The organism is Streptomyces sp. NBC_01116 (assembly GCF_041435495.1).
Classification (GTDB): domain Bacteria; phylum Actinomycetota; class Actinomycetes; order Streptomycetales; family Streptomycetaceae; genus Streptomyces.
Window position 1 is genome coordinate 7,552,365 of the sequence record NZ_CP108644.1, and the last position, 26,131, is coordinate 7,578,495.

Here is a 26,131-nt window from a genome sequence, read left to right on the forward strand (position 1 = left end):
ACCTCCGGTCCAGCCGATCCACGACCGGATCCCACGACCGGGGGCGCGCGCCATCCCGCGGCGCCTGCCCCCGGACCGGTCCGCGTTCGCCGCCCCGGCCCCGTCCCGCCCGCCTGTGCACCAGCCCTGGAATCCTGATCCCTGGAGACCCTGTGACAACCCCCTTCCACCACGAACCCGGCGCCGTGCCCCCGCCCCAGTGCCCGGCCCACAACCTCGACGTCGGCCCCGGCGGACTGCGCCGGCTCTACGGCCCCGAGGCGGAGAACAACCCGGCGGGCCTCTACGACAGACTCCGCGCCGAACACGGCACCGTCGCCCCGATCCTGCTCCACGGCGACGTGCCCGCCTGGCTCGTCCTCGGCCACAGCGAGAACCTCCACGTCACCCGTACGCCCTCCCAGTTCTCCCGGGACTCGCGGCGCTGGCGGGCCCTCCAGGACGGCAGCGTCGCCCCGGACCACCCGCTCGCCCCGATCTTCACCTGGCAGCCCGTCTGCGTCTTCGCCGACGGCGCCAAGCACGAGCGGCAGCGCGGCGCGGTCACCGACAGCATGGAGCGCATCGACACCCGCGGGGTGCGCCGCCACATCAACCGCTTCAGTAACCGCCTCGTCAACGACTTCTGCGAGAAGGGCACCGCCGACCTGGTCAGCCAGTTCGCGGAGCATCTGCCGATGATGGTGGTGTGCGCGATCTTCGGCATGCCGGAGGAGTACGACGAGCGTCTCGTCCAGGCGGCCCGGGACATGACACGCGGCACCGAGACCGCCGTCGCCAGCAACGCGCACATCGTGTCCGTGCTGACGCGCCTGGTCGAGCACCGCCGCGCCGAATCCGCGCCGGACCTGGCCTCCTGGCTCGTCGAGCACCCCGCGACGATGACCGATACCGAGGTCATCGAGCATCTGCGCCTCATCATGATCGCCGCCTACGAGTCCACCGCCAACCTCATCGCCAACGTGCTGCGCATGGTCCTGATCGACCCGCGCTTCCGCGCCCGGCTCAGCGGCGGCCACATGACGGTCCCCGAGGCGGTCGAGCAGACCCTCTGGGACGAGCCGCCGTTCACCGCCGTGTTCGGCCGCTGGGCGGTCGGCGACACCGAGCTGGGCGGCCAGCAGATCAAGGCGGGCGACGCCCTGCTGGTCGGGATCGCCCCGGCCAACACCGACCCCACCGTCCGCCCGGACCTGGGCGCCGACATGAGCGGCAACCGCGCCCACCTCGCCTTCAGCGGCGGCCCCCACGAGTGCCCGGGGCAGGACATCGGGCGGGCCATCGCCGACGTCGGTGTCGACGCGCTCCTGATGCGCCTGCCGGACCTGGAGCTCGGCGTCGGGGAGAGCGAGCTGCGCTGGGTCGGCAACATCATGTCCCGCCACCTGGTCGAGCTGCCGGTGAAGTTCGCTCCCAGCCCCCAGCAGAAGCTGGACGCGGATCCGCTCTCGGTGATGGCCCGCGCCGCCCGCCCGGCCGACGCCTGGGAGATCTCCTCCCCGGCCACGCCCGTCCCCGAGCCCCGGCCCGAGGCAGCCGTGGCGCAGCCCGCCCACGCCCCGGGGGCCGCGCCCGCCCCGGGGGCCGCGCCCGCCCCGGGCCCCGCACCCGCCCCGGCCGCACCCTCCGTGCCCGCGCCGGACCCTTCCCCCGAACCCGCTCCGGTGGCGACGATCCCGCAGCAGCGCCGCCCGGCCGTCCCCGCCCGGCTCTGGCAGGCGGTAACCCGCTGGTGGAGCGGCTACTGACCCGTCGTCGCTCCCGTCCGGCCGCGGCGGCCCCGGATCACGCCCACGGGCCCGGGGCCGCCGCGTCGTGCTCCGGGCCCGACACGGGCGGCTCGGGGCGGGCCGGCCCCGCGCGGCCGACGGCTGTGAGAGCGGGCCTGCCCGTACCATCGAGCAGCGTGAAGCTGACAATTCTTGGCGGTGGCGGATTCCGGGTGCCTCTCGTGTACGGGGCCCTCCTCGGCGATCACGCCGAGGGCCGCGTCTCCCGGGTCACGCTGTACGACACCGACGCGGACCGGCTCACCGCCGTCGCCCGCGTCCTCGCGGAACAGGGGCGGGACATCGCGGACGCCCCCGCCGTCGTCGCCACCACGGAACTCGACGAGGCGTTGCGCGGCGCCGACTTCGTCTTCTCCGCCATCCGGGTCGGCGGCCTGGCCGGACGCGCGGCCGACGAACGGGTGGCCCTCGACGAGGGCGTCCTCGGCCAGGAGACCGTCGGCGCAGGCGGCATCGCGTACGGGCTGCGCACCGTCCCCGTCGCCCTCGACCTCGCCCGCCGCGTCGCCCGGCTCGCCCCGCACGCCTGGGTCATCAACTTCACCAACCCGGCGGGCCTCGTCACCGAGGCGATGTCCCGGCACCTGGGCGACCGGGTCATCGGGATCTGCGACTCGCCGGTCGGGCTGGGACGCCGCATCGCTCGCGTCCTGGGCGCCGACCCGGACCGGGCCTGGATCGACTACGCCGGGCTCAACCACCTCGGGTGGGTGCGGGGGCTGTACGTGGACGGGCGGGACGAGCTGCCCCGGCTGCTCACCGACCCGAAGCTCCTCGAATCCTTCGAGGAGGGCCGCCTCTTCGGCGCGGAGCTGCTCCGGTCGCTGGGCGCGATCCCCAACGAATACCTGCACTACTACTACTTCAACCGTGAGGCCGTACGCGCCTACCAGGAGGCCGAACAGACCCGGGGCGCCTTTCTCCGGGACCAGCAGGAGGGCTTCTACGCCCGTATGCGGGAGCCCGGCACCCCTGCCCTCGCCACCTGGGACCGCACCCGCGCCGAACGCGAGGCGACGTACATGGCGGAGAACCGGGAGGTCGCCGGGGCGGGGGAGCGGGAGGAGAGCGATCTGGAGTCCGGCGGCTACGAACAGGTCGCGCTCGCCCTGATGAGGGCCGTCGCGCGCAACGAACGCACCTCCCTGATCCTCAACGTCCGCAACCGCACGACCCTTTCGGCCCTGGACGCGGACGCCGTCGTCGAGGTGCCCTGCCTCGTCGACGCCAACGGGGCCCACCCGGTGGCCGTCTCACCTCTCCCGAACCACGCGGTCGGCCTCGTCACCGCCGTGAAGGCCGTGGAGCGGGCGGTGCTGGAGGCCGCGGAGAGCGGATCCCGCGCGGCGGCCGTCCAGGCGTTCGCGCTGCACCCGTTGGTCGACTCCGTGGCAGTGGCCCGGCGGCTGCTCGACCGGTACGCCGAGGTCCACCCCGGTCTCGCGTACCTCGGCCGGCCCTGACTCCGTGGGGCCCGCGTGGGAACGGTACGGGCCCGACCTGACCGGGCCCGGCTCGTTCCGACGCGGGCCCCGCCGCCCGGTCGCCAGGAGGACTAGGGCGCGGACACGACGCTCGGCCTGCCGACCGCGGCCCAGCTCGGCGCCACCCCGGTCACCTGGCAGACCATCAGGAAGAGCGGGATGGGCGGGGTGTAGGGAGTGAGGCCGTCCGGGGAGTGGATCAGCCGGGGCCGCCCGCCGGGCACCTCCGCGTCATGCGCGTACGTCACCTGTCCGGGCCAGTCGAGGTCCAGGTCGGAACCGGCCGGGACGATCCACCACCAGCGGTCCGCGTCGGCGAAGACGCAACCCGTGCGCGGCAGATGGGACATGAGGCGGAAGCCGTGCCGGGCGGGCACCCCTACCGCGTCGCAGCCCAGGCTGGCCGACATCGAGGCCGGCAGGACCAGCCGCACCCGGCCGCCACGGGGCTGCTCGGGCGTCCGGGCCCGGTGCGCCGCGCGCAGCCTGGTCAGCGCGTTCCTCAGCATGGCTGCTCCGTGCCGGGCAGCTGCTCCGCGTCGTGCGGCAGCTCCGCCCAGACGATCCGCCCGGAGGCGTTCTGGGCGTCGTGCGAACCCCAGGCACTGCTCATCGCGTCGACGAGGAGCAGACCGCGGCCGTGCTCGTCGTCGGACGAGCGGCGCAGCCGCGGGCCGCCGGGCTGGTGCCCCTGGTCCTGCACGGCTATCCGCAGTCGTCCGCCGATCCGGCTCAGCTCGCACACCACCCGGGTGCTCGCGGTGTGCACGACGGCGTTGGTCACCAGCTCGGAGACGATGAGGACGGCCGCGTCACAGGCGTCGCGGCCCAGCTCCCAGCTGTCGAGCCGCGCTCGCGTCAGCTCCCGCGCACCGGCCACCGACTCGGGGTGCGCCGGCAGCGCGAAGCAGTAACGGAGCGTCTCCGTCCCGGGGCTGAGGTCCATGAGCCGGGGGATGAGCGCACTGCCAGGTGCCACGACCGATTCCTCACAGTGGGGGCTGCGTCACGCTTCGTTTCCCGAGTGAACGGGAAGCAGGCGCGACCGAGCGAACTGGTTCGGGAGTCAACTCTCCCCCTGACGATGACACTTGGCAAGAGGCACTCTGAAATTTCCAGAGTGACTGTGTCGTCGGGGGCGCACGCATGGCACACTGCTGGCAAAACAGCGCATGGGGAGGTCTGAAGTGAGCGAACCGCGGTCCGCCCCGACCGTGGGCCAGGTCGTTCTCGGCAAGCGCCTGCAGGATCTGCGCGAGCGTGTCGGCCTGACCCGTGACCAGGCGGCGAAGGTGCTGCGGGTCGCACCGGCGACGATACGCAGAATGGAAACGGCCGAGGTCGGGCTGAAGATCCCCTACGTCCAGCTGCTGCTGAAGGCGTACGGCATCGCCGACCAGGAGGCCGACGCCTTCGTCGACCTGGCGGAGGAGGCGAACAAACCGGGCTGGTGGCAGCGTTTCCACGACGTCCTGCCCGACTGGTTCAGCATGTACGTCAGCCTGGAGGGCGCGGCGAGCCTGCTGCGCATGTACGAGCCGCACTTCGTGCCCGGGCTCCTCCAGACCGAGGACTACGCACGTTCCGTGATGCGGACCGGAGCGGTCGGCCAGACCCGGCCGGAGGACATCGAGCGCCATGTGGCGCTGCGGATGGAGCGCCAGTCCCTGCTGGCCAAGGACGACGCCCCCAGACTATGGGTGATCATGGACGAGACCGTCCTGCGGCGGCCCGTCGGCAGCGCCCACGTGATGCGCGGGCAGATCGACAAGCTGCTCGCATCCACGGAGCTGCCCCACGTCACCCTGCAGATCGCGGAGTTCGCCACCGGCCACCACCCGGGAACCTACGGACCGTTCGTCCTCTTCCGGTTCGCCGTCCCCGAACTGCCCGACATGGTCTACAGCGAGTACCTGACCGGAGCCGTCTACTTCGACGCCCGCCCCGAGGTGGCCTCCTATCTCGAAGTCATGGACCGCATGGCGGCTCAGGCCGCGACTGCACAACGCACGAAGGAAATCCTCCGGGACTTCCGCAAGGAGCTGTGATGAACCACATATACAACGGCATGCCCGCCGGTGACCTCGGCTCCGAAGGCTGGTACAAGCCGTGGAGCGGCGGGAACGGCGGCAACTGCATCGAGGCCATGAAGCTCGCCGACGGCCGGGTCGCCGTACGCCAGTCCGCCGACCCGGACGGCCCCGCCCTCATCTACTCCAACGGCGAGATCGCCGCCTTCATCCAGGGCGCCAAGGCCGGCCAGGCCGACTTCCTGCTCACCTGAGACCGCACCCCGCAGCACCTTCACTCGTTCCCCCATCGCCGACGTACGGACACTGACCACGGAGCGCGCCATGACCGGGCAAGAACCCCACTCCATCGAGATCGACACCAGCAAGCCGCATCCGGCCCGGATGTACGACTGGTTCCTCGGCGGCAAGGACAACTACCCGGTCGACGAACAGATGGCGCGACAGCTGCTCGCCGTGGACGCGCGGGGCCGCGACATGGCGCGGGTCAACCGGGCGTTCATGCACCGGGCCACCCGCTGGCTCGCCGAGAACGGCGTGCACCAGTTCCTGGACATCGGCACCGGCATACCCACCGAGCCGAACCTCCACCAGATCGCCCAGCGGGCCGCCCCCGACGCGCGCGTCGTCTACTGCGACAACGACCCGATCGTGCTCGCCCACGCGGCGGCGCTGCTGCGCTCCACGCCCGAGGGCGCCACCGAGTACATCCAGGCGGACGCCCGCAAGCCGGAGGCCATCCTGGCCGAGGCCGCGGAGGTCCTGGACTTCGACGAGCCGATCGCCCTGTCGCTGCTGGCCCTGCTGCACTTCATCGACGACGAGGACGGCGCCGGCGACCTGGTCGACAAGCTGGTCGACCAGCTCCCCTCCGGCAGCTATCTGGTGCTCTCGCACACCACCGGCGACTTCAACCCGGAGGGCGCCGCGCAGGCACGGGCCATGTACAAGGCGCGCGGGATGACACTGCGTCCCCGCAGCCGCGCCGAACTGACGGCGTTCTTCGACGGTCTCGACCTGGTCGAGCCCGGCGTCTCGCTCTCCGCCGACTGGCACCCGGAGCTCGGCGAGGTCATCGACGTCCCGGGCGACGAGCCGATCCCCGGATACGCCGGAGTGGCCCGCAAACCCTGAGCCCGCCGCCACGCGTCACAATGGACCCATGTCACGACGCACCTCCCGGCCGCGGGGGCCCGCCGCCGCGCGGATCACCCCCGCCTCCCCGTGCCCCTGCGGCCTGCCCGCCGCCTACGGCGAGTGCTGCGGCCGCTTCCACTCCGGCAGCGCCGCCGCACCGACCTGCGAGGCGCTGATGCGCTCCCGGTACGCGGCCTTCGTCGTCCAGGACGCGGCGTACCTGCTGCGCACCTGGCACCCCGGGACCCGGCCGCCCGGCGTCGACTTCGACCCCGCGATGCGCTGGACGGGGCTGGACATCCTGGAGACCACCGAGGGCAGCGCCTTCCACTCCACCGGAACGGTCACCTTCCGCGCCCACTACACCGACGACGGCCGCCCCGACTCCCTCCACGAGAAGAGCCGCTTCGTCCGGCACGAGGGCGCCTGGGTCTACACGACGGCGGTCTTCGTCGACTGAGTCCTCCCGTACGGCAGGGGCCGCGAGCGCACGAAACCCGTTTCCCGGCGGACTGTGCGCGACCGTACGATCCGCGCATGAACGAGGACGAGGAAGCGACGCCCCACGCCACGCGGGAACGGTTCTGGCGGGGCCGTGACGTCGCCTTCACCCCCCTGGAGCCCGACGACGCCGAACTGGTCCACCGCTGGCGCGCCGACCCGGTGGCCGCCCACGAGATCGGCGTCTGGCCCGGCTCCCTCCACGAACTCCGCAATCGCATCGAGGCCAACGTGGAGGACCGGGACCGGGACGACTTCCTCGTCCTCCTTCCGGACGGCACCCCGGTCGGCCACATCGCCCTCATCGAGGAGGACTTCGTCGACGGCACCGCCGAGGCGTGCCTCCTCCTCGCCCCCGAGCACCGCCGCAAGGGCATCGGAGCCGACGCGCTCGACGCCCTGACCGATCTGGCCTTCGGCGAACTGCCCCTCCACCGCGTCGAGGCCGTCACCCACACCGACAACACGGCGGCCCTCGCCACCCTGCGCGGAGCCGGGTTCATCCACGAGGGCGTACGCCGGTCCTCCTGCCTGCACCGCGGCCGCCGCCACGACACCGCGGTCCTCGGCCTGCTCCGCGCGGAGTGGGAGGCGCTGGCCCGCCCCCGGTCCTGGGAGCACTGAGCCGTCCGCGCGGGAAGGGCCCGGGAAGGGACCGGGACCGGCCCCGGGCCTCAGACCGGGGCGCCCACCCGCGACGATCCGCCGGAGCCGGCCGCCGGGGACAGCTCCTGGGCCAGGTCCTCCGCCAGCAGCCGTTTGGCGATCACGTCCACCGTGGCCCGGAGTTGGCGGTCGTCGGGGCGCGCGCCGTCCTCGGCCAGGCGCTCGTTGAGCCAGCGGCCCCAGGCGTCGGAGATCACCGCGGCCTCGCGCCGGCCCGCCGCCGTGTGCGAGAAGATCCGGCCGTCCCCCGTCAGATAGCCCTCCTCGATCATCCGGTCGAAGACGGGCACCAGCACCTCCGGCGGGATGCGGTGCCGGGCCGCGATCAGCCCGAGGCCCGCGTGGCCGACCATCCTGGTGAAGAGGTCCACCTGCATCACCGCCCAGGCCCCCGCCATGTCGAGCCGGGTGTCGGACTCGGCGGTGATCCGCCGGGCGGTGTCCGGGCCCGCGCCGTGCAGGATCGTGGCCACGGAGAACTCCAGGACCTTCGCCGAGTCCCCGGTGCCCGGCTGGGCGAACCCCTCGCCCATGTCCGTCGACCCGAGCCGGGCCGAGTCCCGCAGCTTTACCTCCTTCAGGAACAGCGCGACGACGAAGCCGATCAGCGCGACGGGCACCGTCCACAGGAACACGGTGTGCAGGGTGTCCGCGTAGGCATGGGCCAGCGGTTCCGCCTGGGCGGCGGGCAGCGCGTGCAGCGCCTGCGGGCTCTGCGAGGCACGGGCCAGGGCCGCCGGGTCACCGCCCGCCGCCACCGCCCGCGCGACGCCGTCGGTGAGGTTGGGCTTCAGCGCGTTGGCGTAGATGGTGCCGAACACCGCGGTGCCGAAGGCGCTGCCCAGGGTGCGGAAGAACGTCACGCCCGACGTGGCCGTGCCCAGGTCCTCGTAGTCGACGGTGTTCTGCACGGCGATCGTCAGCACCTGCATGGCCAGGCCGATGCCGAGTCCCAGCACCACCATGTAGAGCGACTCCAGCCAGACGCCGGTCCCCGGCCCCATCCGGGACAGGAGGAACAGCCCGGCCGCCATGACCAGGGTCCCCACGATCGGGAAGACCCGGTAGCGGCCCGTCTTGCTCACCACGTTGCCGCTGAAGATCGAGGCGACCAGCAGACCGACGACCAGCGGCAGCGTCCGCACCCCCGACAGGGTCGCCGAGTCCCCGTCCACGTACTGGAGATAGGTCGGCAGGAAGATCATCGAGCCGAGCATCGCGAAGCCCACGATGAAGCTGAGGATCGAGCAGACCGTGAACACCGGGTTCCGGAACAGCCGCATCGGCAGCATCGGTTCCCTCGCCCGCGTCTCCACCACGCAGAACAGCGCCAGGGCGATCAGCCCGCCGACGAACAGCCCGATGATCATGGGCGATCCCCAGGCGTACTCGTTCCCGCCCCAGCTGGTCGCCAGGATCAGCGCGCTCGCCCCGACGGTGACCAGCGCGATCCCGGCGTAGTCGATGACCGGCCGGCCGGCGGCCTTCACCGACGGAATGTTCCGGGCGGCGGCGATCACCACCACGATGGCGATCGGCACATTGACGTAGAACGCCCAGCGCCAGGTCAGATGGTCGGTGAAGAGTCCGCCGAGCAGCGGCCCGATCACCGTCGAGATGCCGAAGACCGCCCCGATCGCGCCCTGGTACTTGCCCCGTTCGCGCAACGGGATCACATCCGCGATCAGCGCCATCGACGTGACCATGAGGCCGCCCGCGCCGATGCCCTGCATACCGCGCCAGATGATCAGCAGCAGCATGTCCGACGCGAGGCCGCACAGGAACGAACCCGTGATGAAGATGATCGCCGAGACCTGGAAGACCAGCTTGCGCCCGAACAGGTCGCCGAACTTGCCAACCAGGACGGTGGCCACCGTCTCCGCCAGCAGATAGGCGGTGACCACCCATGACATGTGTGCGGCCCCGCCCAGGTCCGAGACGATCGTCGGCAGGGCCGTGCCCACGATCGTCTGGTCCAGAGCCGCGAGCAGCATGCCCAGCACGATCGTCGCGAAGACGATGTTCCGCCGCCGCCGGTCGAGGACGGGCGGCGGCGCGGCGGCACTCTGCGCGGCGGGAGCTTGCTCGCTGGCAGTGGTCACCTCTGCACCCTCACACCGGCCCCGTACCCCCGCATGCGGGGGCGGGCCGGACGGGGGTGGTCAGCGGGGCAGCGAGGCGATCGACGTCTTCAGCCGCGCCACGAACGCCTCCCGGACGTCCTCGCCGACCCGGTCGAGCGACAGATACGGATTGAGGTCCTCCAGCTCGACGAGCAGCAGCGCGCCGTCCGCCGTCCGGCAGGCGTCGACCCGCTGGATCCCGTGGTCGAGCGTGTTCCAGGCGATGAAGCGCCGGGCGAACTCCAGGTCCTCCGCGCTCGCCGCGTACGGCTCCAGCACCCAGCGCCGCTCCGGGTCCGGCGCGTACAGCGCGTACTGGAAGTCGTCGTCGACGAAGTAGAAGGACACCTCGTGGCGGAAGTCGATCCGCGGCTGGACCAGGAGCGAGCCCTCGGCCGCCCGCTCCAGCTCGCTGGCCGCCTCCGCCGCCGTGACGAACCGCAGTCCGACCGAGTCCGCCCCCAGCTTCGGCTTGACGACGTAGGCGGGGACGTCGGGCAGCTCCGGCAGATCCGCCGCCCGGTCCACCGTGGGGATGACGGGGAGGCCGGCCCGGCTCATCTCGACCAGATACTCCTTGCCCGCCATGTCACCGCGCCCGCCCAGCGGGTTGTAGACCGGCGTCCGCAGCTCCCCGGCCCGGGAGCAGAACGTGTCGTAGGCCTCCCGGTAGTGCAGCACCGGCCCGCTGTTGCGGATGAGCACGGTGTCGAAGCCCTCCAGCAGCGCGGCCGCGTCCCGGGGGTGGCAGAGCGCGACGTCGAACGACTCGCGCAGCCGGGAGCCGAGGTAGATGTCCTCGTCGCAGTAGCGGCGGCCACGGGCCTCGTACGCGAGATCGGTGACGAGGAGGAGCGACGGGCGGCGTGCGCCGACGGGTGACGCGGCGGTCATGAGGTTCTCCCGGGATGAGGACGCGGACGGACGATCACTATCGCCGATGCCCGGACGGCCTCGCGGAGGGGGTGGCTCCCCTTCCGCCCGTACCTCTCGCTCCCGGTGTCCTACTCGTGCCCGGTGTCCGTACCCCTCGCTCCCGGGGGCCTTCACCGCTCGCGGGAGGACCCCGCCGCTCCGCCGTCAGCCGGCTTCCGAGGACCCGCCCCGTACGGCCGCCACCCACTCGACGAGCAGCCGCTCGTACTCCCGGCGGCCCTCGGGCGACACCACACCACCGTCGGCGACCAGAGCGCGGATCTCCGCGTTGAGTTCAACCATCGGGCGGGCAGGCGTCGGCTCGGTCGAAGTGGAGGTCATGTGAAGAGGCTAGTGGCAGGGAGGGCGGAGAGGCACCGGTCAAACGTGTGGGGCCCGCCACGGGCGCCGTTCGCCGTCGGTCCCGGAGCGGCGCTCGTCCCGTGCCGCGACGTCCTCCACACCGTCGCCACCGATCGCCGCGGATCGTCACGAGGGGGCGATCCGAACCCTGTTGTCGCACGTCGGCGGGGTGGTGCCCGGCCTCCGCGCAGTTGCGTACACGCCTCGACGCGCTCGGTGACGATCTCCGTCCGGCCCGGCCCGACGGAGATTTCCAGGGCTCCGTTCCACCCCGGCGTACGCGTTCGGGGCGACGAGAATCACACGGATTCAAAGCCGATCAGGCCCGGATCAGGCCCGGATTCAGCAGGATCGACGGGCGCTTCGGCGGGGCGGCGGGCGGCGGCTCGGTCGGTGGGGCGATCCCCCCGCCGACCGTCGCGACGCCGGACCCGGCCTTCGCCGCCGCCGTGACCGCGGCCCCATCTCCTCCTCAGCGGATGTGCCGGCCCGAGATCGCCCGCGCGATGACGAGGCGCTGGATCTCGCTGGTGCCCTCGAAAATGGTGTAGATCTTCGCGTCGCGGTACATCCGCTCCACCGGATGCTCCCGGCTGTAGCCCGCGCCCCCGAGGATCTGGACCGCCTTCTCGGTGGCCGCGACCGCGAGTTCGCCGGCCCGCAGCTTCGACATGGAGCCCTGTCCGGCGTCGAAGGCCCGGTCGTTGCGGGCCATCCAGGCGGCCTGCCAGATCAGCAGGCGTACGGCTTCGATCTCGGTGCGGATATCGGCCAGAGCGAAGGCGATCGACTGGTTCTCGATGATCGGCCTGCCGAACGCCTCGCGCTCACCGGCGTATTCCAGGGCGTACTCGTAGGCGGCCCGGGCGATGCCGAGTGCCTGCGCGGCCACGGTCGGGCGGCTGACCTCGAACGTCGCCATCGCCGCCTGGCCCTTGGCGGGGCCGCCCTCGCGTGCCCTGGCGAGGCGGGCGTCCAGCTTCTCCTTCCCGCCCAGCAGGCAGTGCCCCGGTACGGTCACCTCGTCGAGGAAGAGATCCGCGGTGTGCGAGGCGCGCAGCCCCAGCTTCTTGACCGTACGGCCCGCCGTCAGGCCCTTCGTGCCGGGCGGCACGATGAACGCGGCCTGTCCGCGGGAACCCAGCGCCGGATCGACCGAGGCGACGACGACGTGGACCTCGGCGATGCCGCCGTTGGTGATCCACGCCTTCTGACCGGAGATCACCCACTCGTCGCTCGCCTCGACATGACGGGCCTTCGTGGTCATCGCGGAGACGTCCGACCCGGCTCCCGGTTCGGAGACGCAGAAGGCGGCGACCTTCGGGTCGTCCTCGTCCCCGTAACACTGCGGGACCCACTCGGCGAGCTGGTCGGGGGTGCCGGAGGCGAAGATTCCGGCGACCGCGAGCGAGGTGCCGAACAGGGCCATGCCGATGCCCGCGTCGCCCCAGAACAGCTCCTCGTTGGCGATCTGGAGGGAGAGCCCCGTGGGGTCGCCGTACAGGTCGGCGAGCGACTCGAATCCGTACAGCCCGATCCGGGCGGCCTCCTGGATCACCGGCCAGGGTGTTTCCTCCCGGGCGTCCCACTCGGCGGCGGCCGGGCGTACCACCTGGGCGGCGAAGCCGTGCACCCAGTCGCGCAGGTCCTGCTGCTCCTCGGTCAGGGCGAGGGAGAAGAAGCTCATGAGCTCACGCCTTCGGGATGTCGAAGTAGCGGGTCAGGCCGGAGGCGAGGCCGACGTCACCGGCGACCTTGAGCTTGCGCGTCATGAACATGGTGACCGGATTGCCGTTGCCGGAGACGAGCTTGAGGAACTCCGCGTCGCCCATCACGAGCGTGGTGCGCGGTTCGGCGTCCGAGCGGCCGGAGGTGACCCGGCAGGCTCCGTCGGCGATCGCGGTCTCGTAGACGGCGTCGCTCTCCCCGGTGATCTTCCAGCGGATCAGCGCGGTGAGGCCGCCGGCCGCCCCGGGCCGGAACTGCTGCCTCATCCGGCCGAAGACCTCGCCGAGTATCCGGGTGCGCAGCTCGCCCCGCATGACCTCGGCGAGCTGCTTCGCGGACAGGTTCTTGACGATCCGGGCGAACTCCTCGGGCGCGACCGCCGCGAAGTCGAGCCCGGACAGGTCGTCGGTGAGGTTGCCGCTGCTGGTTCCGTCCACGCCAGATCCTTACTCCAAAGTAAACTTACTTTGGAGTAAGGTAAGGGCAGTCGCGGAGCCCCGCAAGGCCGGTCCACGGCCGGTCGCGGTGAGAGGGGCGGGCGGGTGGCGGGGGGTGAGGGGCGGTCAGAAGGGCGAGTCGGGCCGGACGGCCAGTCCGGGGTGGTGTGCGGCCAGCACCTTGTTGGCGCGGGCCAGGTCGGACAGGGCCTGTTCGCGGTCGGCCCGGTCCTCGACGCCGAGCCGGGGGCCGCGGAACCTGCGTACCTCGCGGGCCGCGCAGTCGGCGTCGAACTCCGCCTGGAGGATGTGCGGCGGAATGCACGAACCGATCAGCGCGGCGACCCGGTCCGGGATCGGCACGGGGACGAGGAGGTGCGAGGCGGTCATGGGACGTTCCCTCTCGGATGGTTGGCCAGGAGGCGGTGCACGGGCCCGCCGCCTGATGGGCGGCAGGTTCCTTCCTGTGTACGGGACGCGGTTCCGGGTTTCTCGTCGGATACGTCTCCGTGTCGCAACCGTTTGGGACTGACCGTCTATTTCGCCTTACGCGCCGGTAAGTTGACCCGGCGCGCCGAACGTGATCCGGATCAGGGGGATGTGCCCGTGGCGCGGGAGCGCAGCCGCAGCGCGCGCAGCACCGCCTCGGTGGCGAAACGGCTCTCGGGGTCGACGAGTTGGTCACCGAAGATGGTCTCCAGGCTCCGCATGCGGTAGCGGACGGTCTGCGGGTGGACGTCCAGCAGTGCGCCCATCTGGGCCGCGGTGCCCCGGGTGTCGAGCCAGATCCGCAGCGTCTCGACCAGCCGGTCGCGTCGGGTGGCGCTGATGCCGGCGACGGCGGCCAGTTCCCGTTGGGCGAGCTGGTCCAGCAGGGCGGGGTCGGACAGCAGCCACAGGGTGGTGAGGTGGTCCTCGCAGCGGATCAACGGCGCGTCGTCGATCACGCCGGAGTCGACGAGCTCCAGGACCCGGCGGGCCCAGCGGATCGACTCGCAGGCCAGCGCCGCGGGAACGGTCAGCCCGATCGCCGCGCGGCCGGCCGGCAGTGCCTGTTCCAGCATCGATCTTCGCGCGTCGTCCAGTGCTCCGGGGATCAGCAGGTGCGGCTGCGGGGCGCTGAGATCGACGAGGAGGTCGCGGTCCGCGCTGAGCCGGTCCAGCTCCGCCGGGGCGCGGACGGCGACGAGCGTGACCTCCTCCGGCAGCGCCCACCCGACCTGTTCGCACAGATCGGCGATGGCGCTGCCGGGCGCCGGGCGTCCGGCGAGGATGAGATGGAGCAGGCGGCGGCGCAGCGCCTCGCTGTGCTCACCCGACTGGGACTGCACCTCCTGGAACCCCTCGCGGGAAAGCGATTCCAGTTCGTCGACGTAGGCGAAGAGCGCGTCGGCGAAGCTCAGCATCAGGGTCGGGGACAGGTGGTAGCTCTGCCCGACCTTCTTCGCCCGCCGCAGGGCCACCCGTGCGCCCAGCCGGTAGGCCCCCTGGAGGGTGTCCATGCTCCGGCCCTCGTACGCCTCGAACCGTCCGAAGCGCCGGCACATGTCGTCCCGGAGCGTGGTGGGGGAGGAGGGCTCGGCCACCAGGTCGACGAAGGAGGCGAGGCTCTGCTCCACGCCCACCCGGATGGCCTGCCCGTTCGGGCCGTCGAGGAGCCGGGCGTATTCCGGATACGCCCGGGTGACCTCGACGCCTATTTCCTTGATGAGGCTGGGAAGTTCGGGTCGCATGATCGCCGCGAATTCCTGCGGGAGCGGCCCCAGCGGGTCCTCGGTATCCAGCGGCTGTATGAGTTGTGACATGACAAGTCCCCTTGCTCTCGGCGCCCGGTGGTGGGGTGAGGCGGTGGGGGAAAGCGCTCCCACGAACCGACAGGTGCGTACCAAGTTCGCGACGAAGATAGACCAACGAACTGGCACTGCACACCACTTGGACAAGATCGAAGTGCAGGGGGCACACATCGCGGCCGCACTGTGCGACTTCCGTGCAGGTCGGGCGGTACTGCGCGCTTTCGGACAATGAATTTCGGCCGCCTGCTCCGGCGGTGACAACAAAGCCGTTGTGCGGCCCCGAGGTGTTCCCGGAGAGGCGGGCGCGGCGTCGATCGAACCTCTCGGTGGTCGGGCTCGCAGGCGGTTCACCACGGCGAATGTGGGCGGGCGGTCTCTCTTCGGTGGCTACTTTCGGCCGCATGGCTGATTCGCGCGCCATTCGTGAGGGAGCGGAAGCGGAACCTCCGCGGCTCCTGCCCCCCGCGGCGCCGTGTGCGCACAGCGCGCGGGGTTCCGGTCGCCGGTGTGTAATTCCATGCCCCGGAGTGCGCATTCCTTGACAAGGAAGCGGTGCCCCGATGCTCATTTCCGGATCAAAAAGAGTGTGGTGCAAAGAATCTTAGACGGACGGATTGTGTCGCCCTGTTTCCCGCGAGTAACATCACGCCTCGATCAATTCGGTCACGAAATCTGCCCGAAATTTGATGCTCCGATCCTCCGCCCCCGGGCCCGCCCGAGGCTCCATCACCGCCGAGAAGTCGTCGCGGTGCGGGCTCGCATTGCAGAACCGGTCAACTTCGTGCACGAGGCCGCGCCACGGCGGCCGACAGAGGGGACGACATGAGATCCGTTTCCAATCGAACCCGCGTAGGTCTGCTCGCGGCGTTCACGGCATTCAGCGCTGTGCTCTCCAGCGGCTCGGCCACCGCCGCAACCCAGCTCAACGGCGACTGGGCGCCCTTCGACCGCTGCCCGGTCGACGCGCCCGCCATGCTGGCCGCTGACGGTGTCAACACCATCGCGACCTGCATAGCGTCGAGTTCGGCCACCGGAACCATCACGCTGGGCAAGACCAAGGTCTCCACCGGCAACACCGATCTGCAGCTCGGCGTCATCCAGCGCCCCGACGGCGCCGCCTCCCTGGTGGCCCCTCCCGAGGGGGCGCTGACCGCGGACCCGGCGGAGATCCCCGGCGGGCTGATCGGGCTCATGTGCCCCAGCGGAATTCCGCTCGTATCGGGAATCTGCCGCCAGCTGACGGACAACAATCTCAACCGTGTGACGGCCACCATCGAACCGGCCGGAGCGCCCCGCGACTTCAATATGAGCGCGGCATTCTCCACCGGTGAGCCCATTCTCACCATTCCGGTCCGCATCCACCTCAAGAATCCGTTCCTCGGTGACAAGTGCTACATCGGAACCACGTCCAACCCGGTGCTGCTGAAGCCGCAGAACGTGACGGCGCCGAGTCTCTCGCTCCAGCGGTTCTCGGCCGACGGCACGCCGAACGACGACGAGGGCGAGATGGGGCGCTACACCTTCGACGGCGCCGACCAGGGTGACGCCACGTTCGCCGTTCCGGGGGCCGGCGGCTGCGGCGCCGGGCTCCTGGACTGGGCGGTGAACCTCAAGACCGGCCTCCCCTCCGCCGCCGGAAAGAACAGCGTGACGCTCGACGCCACCACCACCTACTTCGGCAGCCCCTACGACCCCGCCGGCCTCGCGCCGAACGAGGGCAGGAAGCTGTCCGAATTCTGGCACTCCGCGAAGCGGTAGGCCCCGGTCCCGACCCGCCGGACCCGCCCCGAACCGCATACGAGGAGGTGATGCGCGACCCGCCCCCGTCCTTGTCCGCACACCCGGCACGAACCGGTGTCGTGGACCCGCCGAGTGCCGCACCGTCCGGCACGGCGGGCAACCGAGCACAGCGCCTCTCCAGTCACGTTCAGTCGCATCCCCAACGGGACGAGAAAAGGGAGTACCCCCATGTTCAAGCGAACCGGTTTCCTGACCGCGATCGGTGCCGCCGCGGCATCCGTCGTCCTGGCGGCCCCGTCGGCCGTCGCCGCCCCGACCAGCTGGACGATCAGCCCGACCGGCGCCTTCACCGGCAGCGCCGGAGTGACCGTCCTGACCGACAACAACGGCAACAAGATCCAGTGTGCGACCTCCGCCGCCTCGGGCTCGGCGCCGACCTCCCCGGTCGCCGGGAGTCCGGCCAAGCTCGCGTCCATCTCGGGGATCTCGTTCAACTCGCCGTGCACCGGGCCGTTCAGCTCGACGTGGACGGTCACCACCACGCCGCCGTGGGAGATCTGGGGCCTGAACTACGCGGCGGGCGCCGGCACCAACTCCACGGGCCAGGTGACCGGTGAGATCAGAGCGATCAAGGCGAAGGTGTCCGGGAACAGCGTCCTCGGTCCCTGCACCTTCGACGTGACCGGCAAGGTCGCGGCCAAGTACAACAATCCGACCCTGAACGGGAGCAACGGCACCCTCAACACCGCGGGCGGCGGGCTCACCCTGACCATCGCCAACAAGGTCGGCGGCGGCTGCGGCATCGTCGGCACCACCGCCAGCTTCCAGGGGCTGTACACCATCGTGAACACGGCCTCGGGCAAGTCCCCGGTCATCAGCGGGTGACCCACCGCCGATGACGTCCCGTACGTGAGCGTCGTGCCCGGCCGTGCGCACCCGACGGCCGGGCACGACGGCGAGCGGGGTGTGCTCCGGGGTGTCGGCCGGAGCCGCACGATCCGCTCCGACGCCGACGGCTGGAGGGCCCGCGCCGCTCCGACGGCGTCGGCCGGAGGGGCCCGCGCCGCTCCCTCCGCACCGGCCCGGCACACCCCGTTTTGGCGCACCCGCCGACAAGGGTGCGGCACGGGATTGTCACCGACTGCCAAAGTCCGGACAGCCCCGATCCGATCGGAAACCCGGCCCTTCCCAGGCGTCGTCGGCGTGCGTACCGTACCCGTCGGTAGGGGCTGTACCCGGTCCGGCCGGCGTACGGCCGAGCCCGGCCGACGTACCACCGAAGCCCGCCCGACGTCCGCTCGACGACCGCCCGCAGAGGCCGCAGCCGGGAAGCGGACCCGCTTTCCGCAGCCATCCCTGGGCCCACGCGCGCCGGAAGGACCCATCCGTATGACCGTCGATGCACGCGCCGCAGCGAGACGACCGATCCACTGGGCCGTGGGCGGGGCGCTCGTCGTCGCCACCGCACTCGTCCCCAGCGCCGAGTCGGCCGCCGCGGAACAGACCTCGGAGGTCACCCTCCGCTACGACTGCCCGTTCCCCTCCGGGCCCGAGGAAGTGGACGTCGTCGTCTCGGCGGTGCTCCCCACCTCGGTCCGCACGGGCGAGGAGATCCGCCCGTCCCAGGTCTCCGTCGAGGTGAACCTGGAGCCCACGGCGCTCGCCCGGTTCGGGGAGCTGGACGCCGCCACCCTGTCGGCCGTCGCGCGGCTCACCGTCCGCAACACGGTCGGCGACCGGTCCGCCGACGCCTCCTGGCAGGACCTGACCGCTCCGCCCGTCGCCCTGCCCGGACCGGACGGGGGCGGCCTGGCCCTGACCGCGACCGGTGACGTGCCCACGGTCTCCTTCGGCAGCCCCGGGCGCGCGACGCTCGCCCCCGCCGAGCTGGCCCTCTCGCTGTCCTCGCTCACCGGGGCGGGCGAGCCGACCACGCCTCCGGGACTCGACGTCGTCTGCGAACCGGCCCCGGGCCAGGAACCCGAACTCGCCGCGATCACCGTCCGCGGCGACAGCACCCCCACGGCCCCCGCTCCGCGGCCGGGGAAGAGCGACCCCGCACCGGATCCGACCCCCAGCCGCCCGGCCGAGGGCCTGTCGCCCGGCGCCCGGGAGAAGATCGACGCCCTCGCCGACGAACGGCTCGCGGCCCTGGACGGCGAGGACCCGGGCAGCTGCCCGATCGAGATCCCGCCCGAGTGGGTGATGACCACCGCCGAGACGTACGCCGCCGGCTACGCCAACGCCGCCAAGCTGGACGGCGCGGCGGCGCTGGGGCCCGCGTTCATGAAGGTGGTGCTCAACAAGCGCTACATCAACGACTCCTGCGCCTCGACCGTCGACGTCAGCTCGGAGGTGGACTTCGACTACCAGGGACGCCGGCAACTCCCCCCGACGAAGGCCACGTTCCTCAGCTACGGGTTCATGCCGACGACCGCGACCATGACGCTGGAGCAGGTGGGCCCCCCGGCCGCGATCCACACCCACACGGTCACCAACACGCCGACCTACCCGGAGGAGACGACCGTCACGGCCCAGCTCGTGATGCGGCTCTCCGACGTCGAGGTGAACGGCGTGCCGCTGGACGTGGGCCCCGACTGCCGCACGGAACGGCCCTTCGAGCAGGTGCTGAGAGGGTACGGGCAGAGCTATCCGCCGGCCGGCTACCTCGTGGCGTACGGCGGCACCCTGACCGGCTACGCCCACATCCCGCCGTTCGAGGGCTGCGGTGTGGGGGAGGACCTCGACCCGATCTTCACCTCGGCCATCTCCAGCCGGGGCAAGAAGGCCGACAACTACACCAAGATGACGCAGGCGCCCCTGTGCGTGGCCACCAACCCGGAAGGGCCGGACTGCCCGCCGAGGGTGCCCGACCCCGAGCGCTGACCCGAACACCCCCGAAGTCCTGCCCCCGAGCCCTTCCGGTTTCCCGACCGGAAGGGCTCTTTCCTGCCCGCCGGCCGTCCTGCGACTCCTCACCATCCGACAGGTTTGGTTCGCCGATTACTCACCCGTGAACAATCCTCCGCCCCGGGTGAATTCTCGCCGAGGAAAGTCTGTACCCAGTATTGCGAAGTCAGGTTACCGGCCCGTAGCGTCCCAGACGTGCCGAGGAAATCGCCTGCGTACCTGCTCGGCGGGCACACCCGGGTCCGGTTCGCTCCGCTCCGGTCCAGGGGCGCCCGGAGGGAACGCTCACCGCTTGCGCAGATTTCGACAAGGACCGGAACCGGCCTTGTCACCGAATGACAAGTGATCCATTCTCCGCCCCGTGTTCGTCGATCTCCGCTGTTCAACGGCTTGCCCTGGCGGTTTCGGCGGACATAACGTGCGCCCCCTGGTGCATGTGTGACGAGTCGCCATCGCCTTTCTCAGAGCCGGAGCGCCAATCGATGAACACGTTCACCGCCACTTCGAGGGAGGGTCGATGGGAATCGAAGTAGTCGTCGAGGGCCTGACGAAGTCCTTCGGCAAGCAGAACATCTGGCAGGACGTCAGCCTCACCCTGCCCGCCGGTGAAGTGAGCGTCATGCTCGGTCCTTCCGGAACGGGAAAGACCGTCTTCCTGAAATCCATCATCGGGCTGCTCAAGCCCGAACAGGGACGCGTCCTCATCAACGGCGTCGACATGGTGAACAGCTCCGAACGCGACATCATGGAGACCCGGAAGCTCTTCGGCCTCATGTTCCAGGACGGGGCCCTTTTCGGCTCGATGTCGCTCTTCGACAACATCGCCTTCCCGTTGCGCGAGCACACCCGCAAGAAGGAATCCGAGATCCGTCGCATCGTCATGGAGCGCATCGACATCGTCGGACTCCTCGGCGCCGAGGGAAAGCTGCCGGGCGAGATATCCGGTGGCATGCGCAAGCGCGCCGGCCTCGCCCGCGCCCTGGTCCTGGACCCGCAGATCATCCTCTGCGACGAGCCGGACTCCGGACTCGACCCGGTCCGCACCGCCTACCTCTCGCAGCTCCTGATCGACCTCAACGCGCAGATCGACGCGACGATGCTCATCGTCACCCACAACCTCGACATCGCGGCGACCGTCCCCGACAACATGGGGATGCTGTTCTGCCGCAACCTCGTCACCTTCGGCCCGCGCGAGGTGCTCCTCACCAGCGACACCCCGGTCGTCTCCCAGTTCCTCGCCGGACGCCGCGAAGGCCCCATCGGCATGTCCGAGGAGAAGGACGCCGCCACCCTCGCCGCCGAGCAGCGGGACGACACCGCCGCGCGCACCGGGCCCCGCACCGTCGTCCCCCAGCTGGAGCCCTCACCCGGGATGCCCGTACGCCAGGGCGCGCTGCGCCGCCGCGAGCGGGTCATGTCGATGATGGGCCAGCTGCCGGAGGCCGCCCGCACGGCGATCGTCAACAGCTACGCCCCGGCCGCGGGAGGTGCGCGCGCGTGACCGCCCCGATGCCGGTGCGGCCGCCCGAGCCGCCCGAGAACCCCCCGCCGGCCACCGGCCCCGCCGGGGCGACCGCCCCGTCCACGCCCGAGCAGCGGCGGCCCTCCCGGCTGCTCGCCCCGCTCCGCGAGACCGGCAAGCTGTTCGCGCTCGCCGTCGCGGTGGCCCGGGCGATCTTCCGCAGACCGTTCCAGGTGCGGGAGTTCATCGAGCAGTTCTGGTTCGTCGCGAGCGTCACGATCCTGCCCGCCGCCCTCGTCTCCATCCCGTTCGGCGCGGTCATCGCCCTCCAGGTCGGCTCCCTCACCCAGCAGCTCGGCGCCCAGTCCTTCACCGGCGGCGCCAGCGTGCTGGCGGTGATCCAGCAGGCGAGCCCGATCATCGTGGCCCTGCTGATCTCCGGGGCCGCCGGATCCGCCATCTGCGCCGACCTCGGCTCCCGCAAGATCCGCGAGGAGCTGGACGCGATGGAGGTCATGGGCGTCTCGCCCGTCCAGCGCCTCGTCGTGCCCCGGGTGCTCGCCACCATGCTCGTCGCCGTCCTGCTCAACGGCCTGATCTCGGTGGTCGGCACGCTCGGCGGCTACTTCTTCAACGTGATCATGCAGGACGGCACCCCGGGCGCGTACCTCGCGAGCTTCTCCGCCCTCGCCCAGCTGCCCGACCTCTACATCAGCGAGTTCAAGGCCCTGGTCTTCGGCTTCATCGCGGGCATCGTCGCCGCCTACCGGGGCCTCAACCCGCGCGGCGGCCCCAAGGGCGTCGGCGACGCGGTCAACCAGTCCGTCGTCATCACCTTCATGCTGCTGTTCTTCGTGAACATGGTCCTCACGGCGATCTACCTCCAGATCGTCCCCGCGAAGGGGAGCTGACCCATGGCGATGCTCAGCTGGCTCGACCGATCGGGCGACCAACTCACCTTCTACGTCAAGGCACTCGTCTGGATCCCGCGCACCCTGCGCCGCTATCTGCGCGAGGTGCAGCGGCTGCTCGCCGAGGTCGCCTTCGGCAGCGGCGGACTCGGCGTCATCGGCGGCACCATCGGCGTGATGATCGCCATGACCCTGTTCACCGGCACCGTCGTCGGACTCCAGGGCTACGCGGCCCTCAACCAGATCGGCACCTCGGCGTTCACCGGGTTCATCTCCGCCTACTTCAACACCCGGGAGATCGCCCCCCTGGTCGCCGGTCTCGCCCTCTCCGCCACCGTCGGCGCGGGCTTCACCGCCCAGCTCGGCGCTATGCGGATCAACGAGGAGGTCGACGCCCTGGAGGCGATGGGCGTCCGCTCCATGCCCTACCTCGTCACCACCCGGATCATCGCCGGGGTCGTCGCGATCATCCCGCTGTACGCGATCGGGCTCCTCTCCTCGTACGTCGCCTCCCGCTACATCACCATCTACTTCAACGGGCAGTCGGCGGGCACCTACGACCACTACTTCGATCTCTTCCTCTCCCCGCAGGACGTGCTGCTGTCGGTGCTCAAGGTGCTGATCTTCAGCGTGCTGGTGATCCTCGCCCACTGCTACTACGGCTTCCACGCCACCGGCGGGCCGGCCGGCGTGGGCGTGGCGGTCGGCCGCTCGGTGCGCAACGCCATCGTCCTCATCAGCGTCACCGACTTCTTCCTCTCGCTCGCCATCTGGGGCGCCACGACGACGGTGAAGGTGGCCGGCTGATGCGCACCTCCAGCACACGCACCGTCCGCCGACGGCTGGCCGGAGTCACCTTCCTGCTGGTGCCCGCCGTCCTGGTGTGGGTCTCGGTCTCCGTGTACGAGAAGGACTTCACCGACGACGCCACCGTCACCGTCCGCACCGGAGCGGTCGGCAACGAGATGCACAGGAACGCCGACGTGAAGCTGCGCGGCGTCGTCATCGGGCAGGTCCGCTCCATCTCCACCGACGGCGACGGCGCCCGCCTCACCCTGGCCATCGACCGGGACAGGCTCGACCAGGTCCCCGCCGACGTCACCGCCCAGATGCTGCCCACCACCCTCTTCGGCGCACGGTTCGTCGCGCTCGTCCCGCCCCGCATCCCCACCGGCACCACCCTGCGGACCGGGGCGGTCATCCCGCAGGACCGCTCCAGCAACGCCATCGAGCTGGAACAGGTCCTGGACGACGTCCTGCCGCTGCTGACCGCGGTGAAGCCGGAGAAGCTCTCCGCCACCCTCAACGCGGTCTCCCAGGCGCTGGAGGGGCGCGGTGAACGCCTCGGCGAGACGCTGACCACGCTGGACGGCCACCTGAAGAAGTTCAACCCCCAACTCCCGACCCTCAACGCCGACATCAAGGAACTCGTCAAGGTGAGCACGCTGTACGCGGACGCCGCGCCGGACGTTCTCGACGCGCTGACCGACGCCACGGTCACCAGCTCCACCCTCGCCGACCAGGAGGCGCGGCTCGCCGGGCTCTACGGCAGCACCACGGCCGCCGCGCAGGACACGACCTCCTTCCTGCGGGAGAACAAGGACAACCTCATCCGGCTCTCCGCCGTCGGCCGTCCCTCCCTCGAACTCCTCGCCGCATACGCCGAGTCGTTCCCCTGCACCCTGCGCACCATGGCCGGCTTCGTGCCCGCCATGGACAAGGCGCTGGGCAAGGGCACCGACCGGCCGGGACTGCACGTGTCGATCAAGTCCGTTCCCTCCAAGGGCAAATACCTCCCCGGCAAGGACACCCCGGTCTACGACGCGGGCGGCGGACCGGCCTGCTACTCGGTGCCGTACGTCGGCAAGCACGCCCCGACCGCCGACACCCGCCGGGCCGCCGACGTCACCGCACCCCCGGCGGACCCGGGCGACGACGCCGGCACCGGGCTCGGACTGCCCAACTCGCCGCAGGAGTCCCGGCTCGTCAACGAACTGGTCGCGCCCTCGCTGAAGGTCCGGCCGGGAGAGCTGGCCGACTGGAGCAGCGTGCTCATCGGCCCGGCCTTCCGCGGTGCGGAGGTGAAGCTCAAGTGAAACGCCGCTCGCTCGCGGGACCGGTCGCCAAGTCCCTCGTCTTCATCGTCGTCACCGTGCTGGCCACCACCGTCCTCGGGCTCTCCATCGCCAACAAGGGCGTCGGGGACACCATCACGTACAAGGCGCGGTTCACCGACGCCACCGGCCTCATCCCCGGCGACAGCGTCCGGATCGCCGGAGTCAAGGTCGGCCAGGTCGAATCCGTGAAGGTCGCCGACCGCCGGGTCGCCGAGGTCGCCTTCGCCGTACGCAAGGGGCGCAGCCTCCCCGCCTCGGTGACGGCGTCCATCAAGTACCTCAACATGGTGGGCCAGCGGTACGTCGACCTCGACCGGGGCCCCGGGACCGTCGGCCGGGCCTTCGCGCCCGGCGACACCATCCCGCTCTCCCGCACCACCCCGGCACTCGACCTCACCGAACTGTTCAACGGTTTCCAGCCGCTCTTCGAAGGGCTGTCGCCGCCCGACGTCAACCAGCTCGCCGGCTCCATCGTCCAGGTCCTCCAGGGCGAGGGCGGCACCGTCGACAGCATCCTGCGGCACGTCGGCTCGCTCACCACCACCGTCGCCGCGAAGGACAAGGTGATCGGCGAGGTGATCACGAACCTCAACACGGTCCTCAAGACGGTCAACGACCGGGAGGCCGGCTTCGACGACCTCGTCGTCACCCTGGAGAAGCTCGTCACCGGATTCTCCGGCGACCGCGAACCGCTGGGCGAGGCCATCACCGCGATGGGCGCGCTCACCACCGTCACCGCCGACCTCTTCCAGGACGGCAGAGAGCCGCTCAAGGACGACATCCGCCAACTCGGACGCCTCAGCGGTCAGTTGGAGAAGGGCGCTCCGCAGATCGAGAAATTCCTGGAGAAGACCCCGGCCAAGATGGCGGCGATCAGCCGGCTGACGTCCTACGGATCGTGGCTCAACCTCTACCTCTGCGAAGCGAAGGTCAGCGGCGTCACCCACGACGACGGAAGCAAGCCGCCGGGCGGCATCGCGATCACCCAACCGAGGTGCCTGGCATGAGCATCACCCCCATCCGGGAACGCAACCCGGTCGCCGTCGCCGTCGTCGGGCTCCTCGTCCTGACCCTGCTCGGCCTCGCCGCCTGGCGCGCCGACTCCCTGCCCTTCGTCCAGGACGGCACCTCCTACAGCGCCGACTTCACCGAATCCGCCGGACTCACCGACGGCGACGAGGTGCGGATCGCCGGAGTGAAGGTCGGCGAGGTCACCGGCGTCTCCCTCGACGGCGGAGAGGTCCGCGTCGACTTCCGGGTGCGAGGCGCCTGGATCGGCGACTCCTCCACCGTGGGCATCGCCGTCAAGACCCTCCTCGGCGAGAAGTACCTCGCCGTCGACCCCCTCGGCGACGCCCCGCAGGACCCCGGCTCCCGCATCACCGCGAGCCGCACCACCTCCCCGTACGACGTCACCCAGGCGTTCAACGGCCTCGGGGAGACCATCGGGGAGATCGACACCGAACAGCTCGCCAAGAGCTTCGAGACGATCTCCGCCACCTTCAAGGACTCCCCGCCGCACGTCCGCAGCGCCGCGGACGGGCTCTCCGCCCTCTCCCGTACGGTCTCCGAACGCGACGCCCAGCTCGCCACCCTGCTCCGCAACAGCACGAAGCTCACCAAGACCCTCGCCGGGAAGAAGAGCAGCTTCGAAACGCTCCTGGAGGACGGGAACCTGCTGCTCGGCGAGATCCGGGCCCGCCGCGACTCCATCCACCTGCTGCTCACCGGCACCCGCGACCTCGGCACCCAGCTCACCGGACTCGTCCGGGACAACGACAAGCAGCTCGGGCCGACCCTGGAGTCCCTCGGCCGGGTCACCGCCGTCCTGGTCAAGAACCGCAAGAGCCTCGACAAGGTCCTCGCCATGACCGGCTCCTACAGCCGGCTCATCGGCAACACCCTCGGCAGCGGCCGCTGGTTCGACAACTACGTCTGCGGAGTCGTGCCCAGGAACTACCTCCCCGCCGGCACACCTCCGGCGACCGGATGCATGCCACCCCGGCAGCAAGGGGGCCGCTGAC

At 71.0% G+C, this 26,131-nt stretch carries 25 protein-coding genes; 16 read left to right on the top strand and 9 right to left on the bottom strand.

Annotated elements, in window-relative coordinates:
• Nucleotides 1-152 precede the first annotated feature (152 nt).
• Both OG245_RS33115 and OG245_RS33120 read left to right on the top strand, forming a co-directional pair.
• Nucleotides 153-1,748: a cytochrome P450 gene (locus tag OG245_RS33115; protein ID WP_371627016.1), complete on the top strand. Its 1,596-nt coding sequence runs from the start codon at nt 153-155 to the stop codon at nt 1,746-1,748.
• A 158-nt stretch (nt 1,749-1,906) separates the two neighbouring features.
• A complete protein-coding gene (locus OG245_RS33120; RefSeq protein WP_371627017.1) occupies nt 1,907-3,253 on the top strand; it encodes a 6-phospho-beta-glucosidase in 1,347 nt (448 codons plus the stop codon).
• A gap of 92 nt (nt 3,254-3,345) precedes the next feature.
• Here the strand turns inward: OG245_RS33120 and OG245_RS33125 are convergent, their stop codons facing one another.
• Together OG245_RS33125 and OG245_RS33130 are read right to left on the bottom strand one after the other, a co-directional pair.
• Entirely contained in the window at nt 3,346-3,783 is a 438-nt protein-coding gene (locus OG245_RS33125; RefSeq protein WP_371627018.1) for a hypothetical protein, read from the bottom strand.
• Nucleotides 3,777-4,253 (bottom strand): ATP-binding protein, encoded by a 477-nt coding sequence (locus OG245_RS33130; RefSeq protein ID WP_371627019.1) that lies wholly within the window; start codon nt 4,251-4,253, stop codon nt 3,777-3,779. Before OG245_RS33130 ends, OG245_RS33125 begins: the two co-directional genes overlap by 7 nt.
• Nucleotides 4,254-4,461: 208 nt before the next feature.
• Here OG245_RS33130 and OG245_RS33135 point away from each other — a divergent pair, with 208 nt between their 5' ends.
• From OG245_RS33135 to OG245_RS33155, 5 genes are all read left to right on the top strand, one after another.
• Nucleotides 4,462-5,322, top strand: coding sequence for a helix-turn-helix domain-containing protein (locus tag OG245_RS33135; protein ID WP_371627020.1), 861 nt, complete (start codon nt 4,462-4,464; stop codon nt 5,320-5,322).
• Nucleotides 5,322-5,558: a DUF397 domain-containing protein gene (locus OG245_RS33140; protein WP_010058136.1), complete on the top strand. Its 237-nt coding sequence runs from the start codon at nt 5,322-5,324 to the stop codon at nt 5,556-5,558. Before OG245_RS33135 ends, OG245_RS33140 begins: the two co-directional genes overlap by 1 nt.
• Nucleotides 5,559-5,628: 70 nt before the next feature.
• Nucleotides 5,629-6,438 (top strand): SAM-dependent methyltransferase, encoded by an 810-nt coding sequence (locus OG245_RS33145; RefSeq protein WP_371627021.1) that lies wholly within the window; start codon nt 5,629-5,631, stop codon nt 6,436-6,438.
• Nucleotides 6,439-6,466: 28 nt separating this feature from the next.
• Nucleotides 6,467-6,901 (top strand): YchJ family protein, encoded by a 435-nt coding sequence (locus OG245_RS33150; RefSeq protein WP_371627022.1) that lies wholly within the window; start codon nt 6,467-6,469, stop codon nt 6,899-6,901.
• A 77-nt stretch (nt 6,902-6,978) separates the two neighbouring features.
• Nucleotides 6,979-7,566 carry a GNAT family N-acetyltransferase gene (locus OG245_RS33155; protein WP_371627023.1) on the top strand — a complete coding sequence of 196 codons (588 nt, stop codon included), beginning with the start codon at nt 6,979-6,981 and terminating at the stop codon, nt 7,564-7,566.
• A gap of 50 nt (nt 7,567-7,616) precedes the next feature.
• On the opposite strand, the gene OG245_RS33160 is transcribed toward OG245_RS33155, so the two are convergent.
• The 7 genes from OG245_RS33160 to OG245_RS33190 all read right to left on the bottom strand — a co-directional run bounded on the left by OG245_RS33160 (nt 7,617) and on the right by OG245_RS33190 (nt 14,979).
• On the bottom strand, nt 7,617-9,710 hold the full coding sequence (locus OG245_RS33160; protein WP_371627024.1) for an MDR family MFS transporter: 2,094 nt from the start codon (nt 9,708-9,710) through the stop codon (nt 7,617-7,619).
• Between the two features lie 60 nt (nt 9,711-9,770).
• Nucleotides 9,771-10,625 carry a hypothetical protein gene (locus tag OG245_RS33165; RefSeq protein WP_371627025.1) on the bottom strand — a complete coding sequence of 285 codons (855 nt, stop codon included), beginning with the start codon at nt 10,623-10,625 and terminating at the stop codon, nt 9,771-9,773.
• A 186-nt stretch (nt 10,626-10,811) separates the two neighbouring features.
• On the bottom strand, nt 10,812-10,988 hold the full coding sequence (locus OG245_RS33170) for a hypothetical protein (RefSeq protein ID WP_371627026.1): 177 nt from the start codon (nt 10,986-10,988) through the stop codon (nt 10,812-10,814).
• 493 nt (nt 10,989-11,481) lie between these two features.
• Nucleotides 11,482-12,696, bottom strand: a complete 1,215-nt coding sequence (locus OG245_RS33175) for an acyl-CoA dehydrogenase family protein (protein WP_371627027.1) — start codon at nt 12,694-12,696, stop codon at nt 11,482-11,484.
• Between the two features lie 4 nt (nt 12,697-12,700).
• Nucleotides 12,701-13,174 (bottom strand): SCP2 sterol-binding domain-containing protein, encoded by a 474-nt coding sequence (locus tag OG245_RS33180; protein WP_371627028.1) that lies wholly within the window; start codon nt 13,172-13,174, stop codon nt 12,701-12,703.
• A gap of 126 nt (nt 13,175-13,300) precedes the next feature.
• Nucleotides 13,301-13,564: a hypothetical protein gene (locus OG245_RS33185; RefSeq protein ID WP_371627029.1), complete on the bottom strand. Its 264-nt coding sequence runs from the start codon at nt 13,562-13,564 to the stop codon at nt 13,301-13,303.
• A gap of 200 nt (nt 13,565-13,764) precedes the next feature.
• Nucleotides 13,765-14,979 (bottom strand): helix-turn-helix domain-containing protein, encoded by a 1,215-nt coding sequence (locus tag OG245_RS33190; RefSeq protein WP_371627030.1) that lies wholly within the window; start codon nt 14,977-14,979, stop codon nt 13,765-13,767.
• Nucleotides 14,980-15,789: 810 nt separating this feature from the next.
• On the opposite strand from OG245_RS33190, the gene OG245_RS33195 reads away from it, so the two are divergent.
• The 9 genes from OG245_RS33195 to OG245_RS33235 all read left to right on the top strand — a co-directional run bounded on the left by OG245_RS33195 (nt 15,790) and on the right by OG245_RS33235 (nt 26,130).
• A complete protein-coding gene (locus OG245_RS33195; protein WP_371627031.1) occupies nt 15,790-16,725 on the top strand; it encodes a hypothetical protein in 936 nt (311 codons plus the stop codon).
• A gap of 210 nt (nt 16,726-16,935) precedes the next feature.
• Entirely contained in the window at nt 16,936-17,592 is a 657-nt protein-coding gene (locus tag OG245_RS33200; protein ID WP_371627032.1) for a hypothetical protein, read from the top strand.
• Between the two features lie 504 nt (nt 17,593-18,096).
• Nucleotides 18,097-19,593 (top strand): DUF6801 domain-containing protein, encoded by a 1,497-nt coding sequence (locus OG245_RS33205; RefSeq protein ID WP_371627033.1) that lies wholly within the window; start codon nt 18,097-18,099, stop codon nt 19,591-19,593.
• Between the two features lie 541 nt (nt 19,594-20,134).
• Nucleotides 20,135-21,118: an ABC transporter ATP-binding protein gene (locus OG245_RS33210; RefSeq protein WP_371627034.1), complete on the top strand. Its 984-nt coding sequence runs from the start codon at nt 20,135-20,137 to the stop codon at nt 21,116-21,118.
• Nucleotides 21,115-21,990 (top strand): MlaE family ABC transporter permease, encoded by an 876-nt coding sequence (locus OG245_RS33215; protein ID WP_371627035.1) that lies wholly within the window; start codon nt 21,115-21,117, stop codon nt 21,988-21,990. Before OG245_RS33210 ends, OG245_RS33215 begins: the two co-directional genes overlap by 4 nt.
• 3 nt (nt 21,991-21,993) lie before the next feature.
• Complete coding sequence (locus OG245_RS33220; protein WP_371627036.1) at nt 21,994-22,797, top strand: MlaE family ABC transporter permease; 804 nt, start codon at nt 21,994-21,996, stop codon at nt 22,795-22,797.
• A complete protein-coding gene (locus OG245_RS33225) occupies nt 22,797-24,086 on the top strand; it encodes an MCE family protein (RefSeq protein ID WP_371627037.1) in 1,290 nt (429 codons plus the stop codon). Before OG245_RS33220 ends, OG245_RS33225 begins: the two co-directional genes overlap by 1 nt.
• Nucleotides 24,083-25,114, top strand: coding sequence for an MCE family protein (locus tag OG245_RS33230; protein ID WP_371627038.1), 1,032 nt, complete (start codon nt 24,083-24,085; stop codon nt 25,112-25,114). Before OG245_RS33225 ends, OG245_RS33230 begins: the two co-directional genes overlap by 4 nt.
• Nucleotides 25,111-26,130, top strand: a complete 1,020-nt coding sequence (locus OG245_RS33235) for an MCE family protein (protein ID WP_371627039.1) — start codon at nt 25,111-25,113, stop codon at nt 26,128-26,130. The genes OG245_RS33230 and OG245_RS33235 overlap by 4 nt, the downstream gene beginning before the upstream one ends.
• The last annotated feature ends 1 nt before the right edge of the window (nt 26,131 follow it).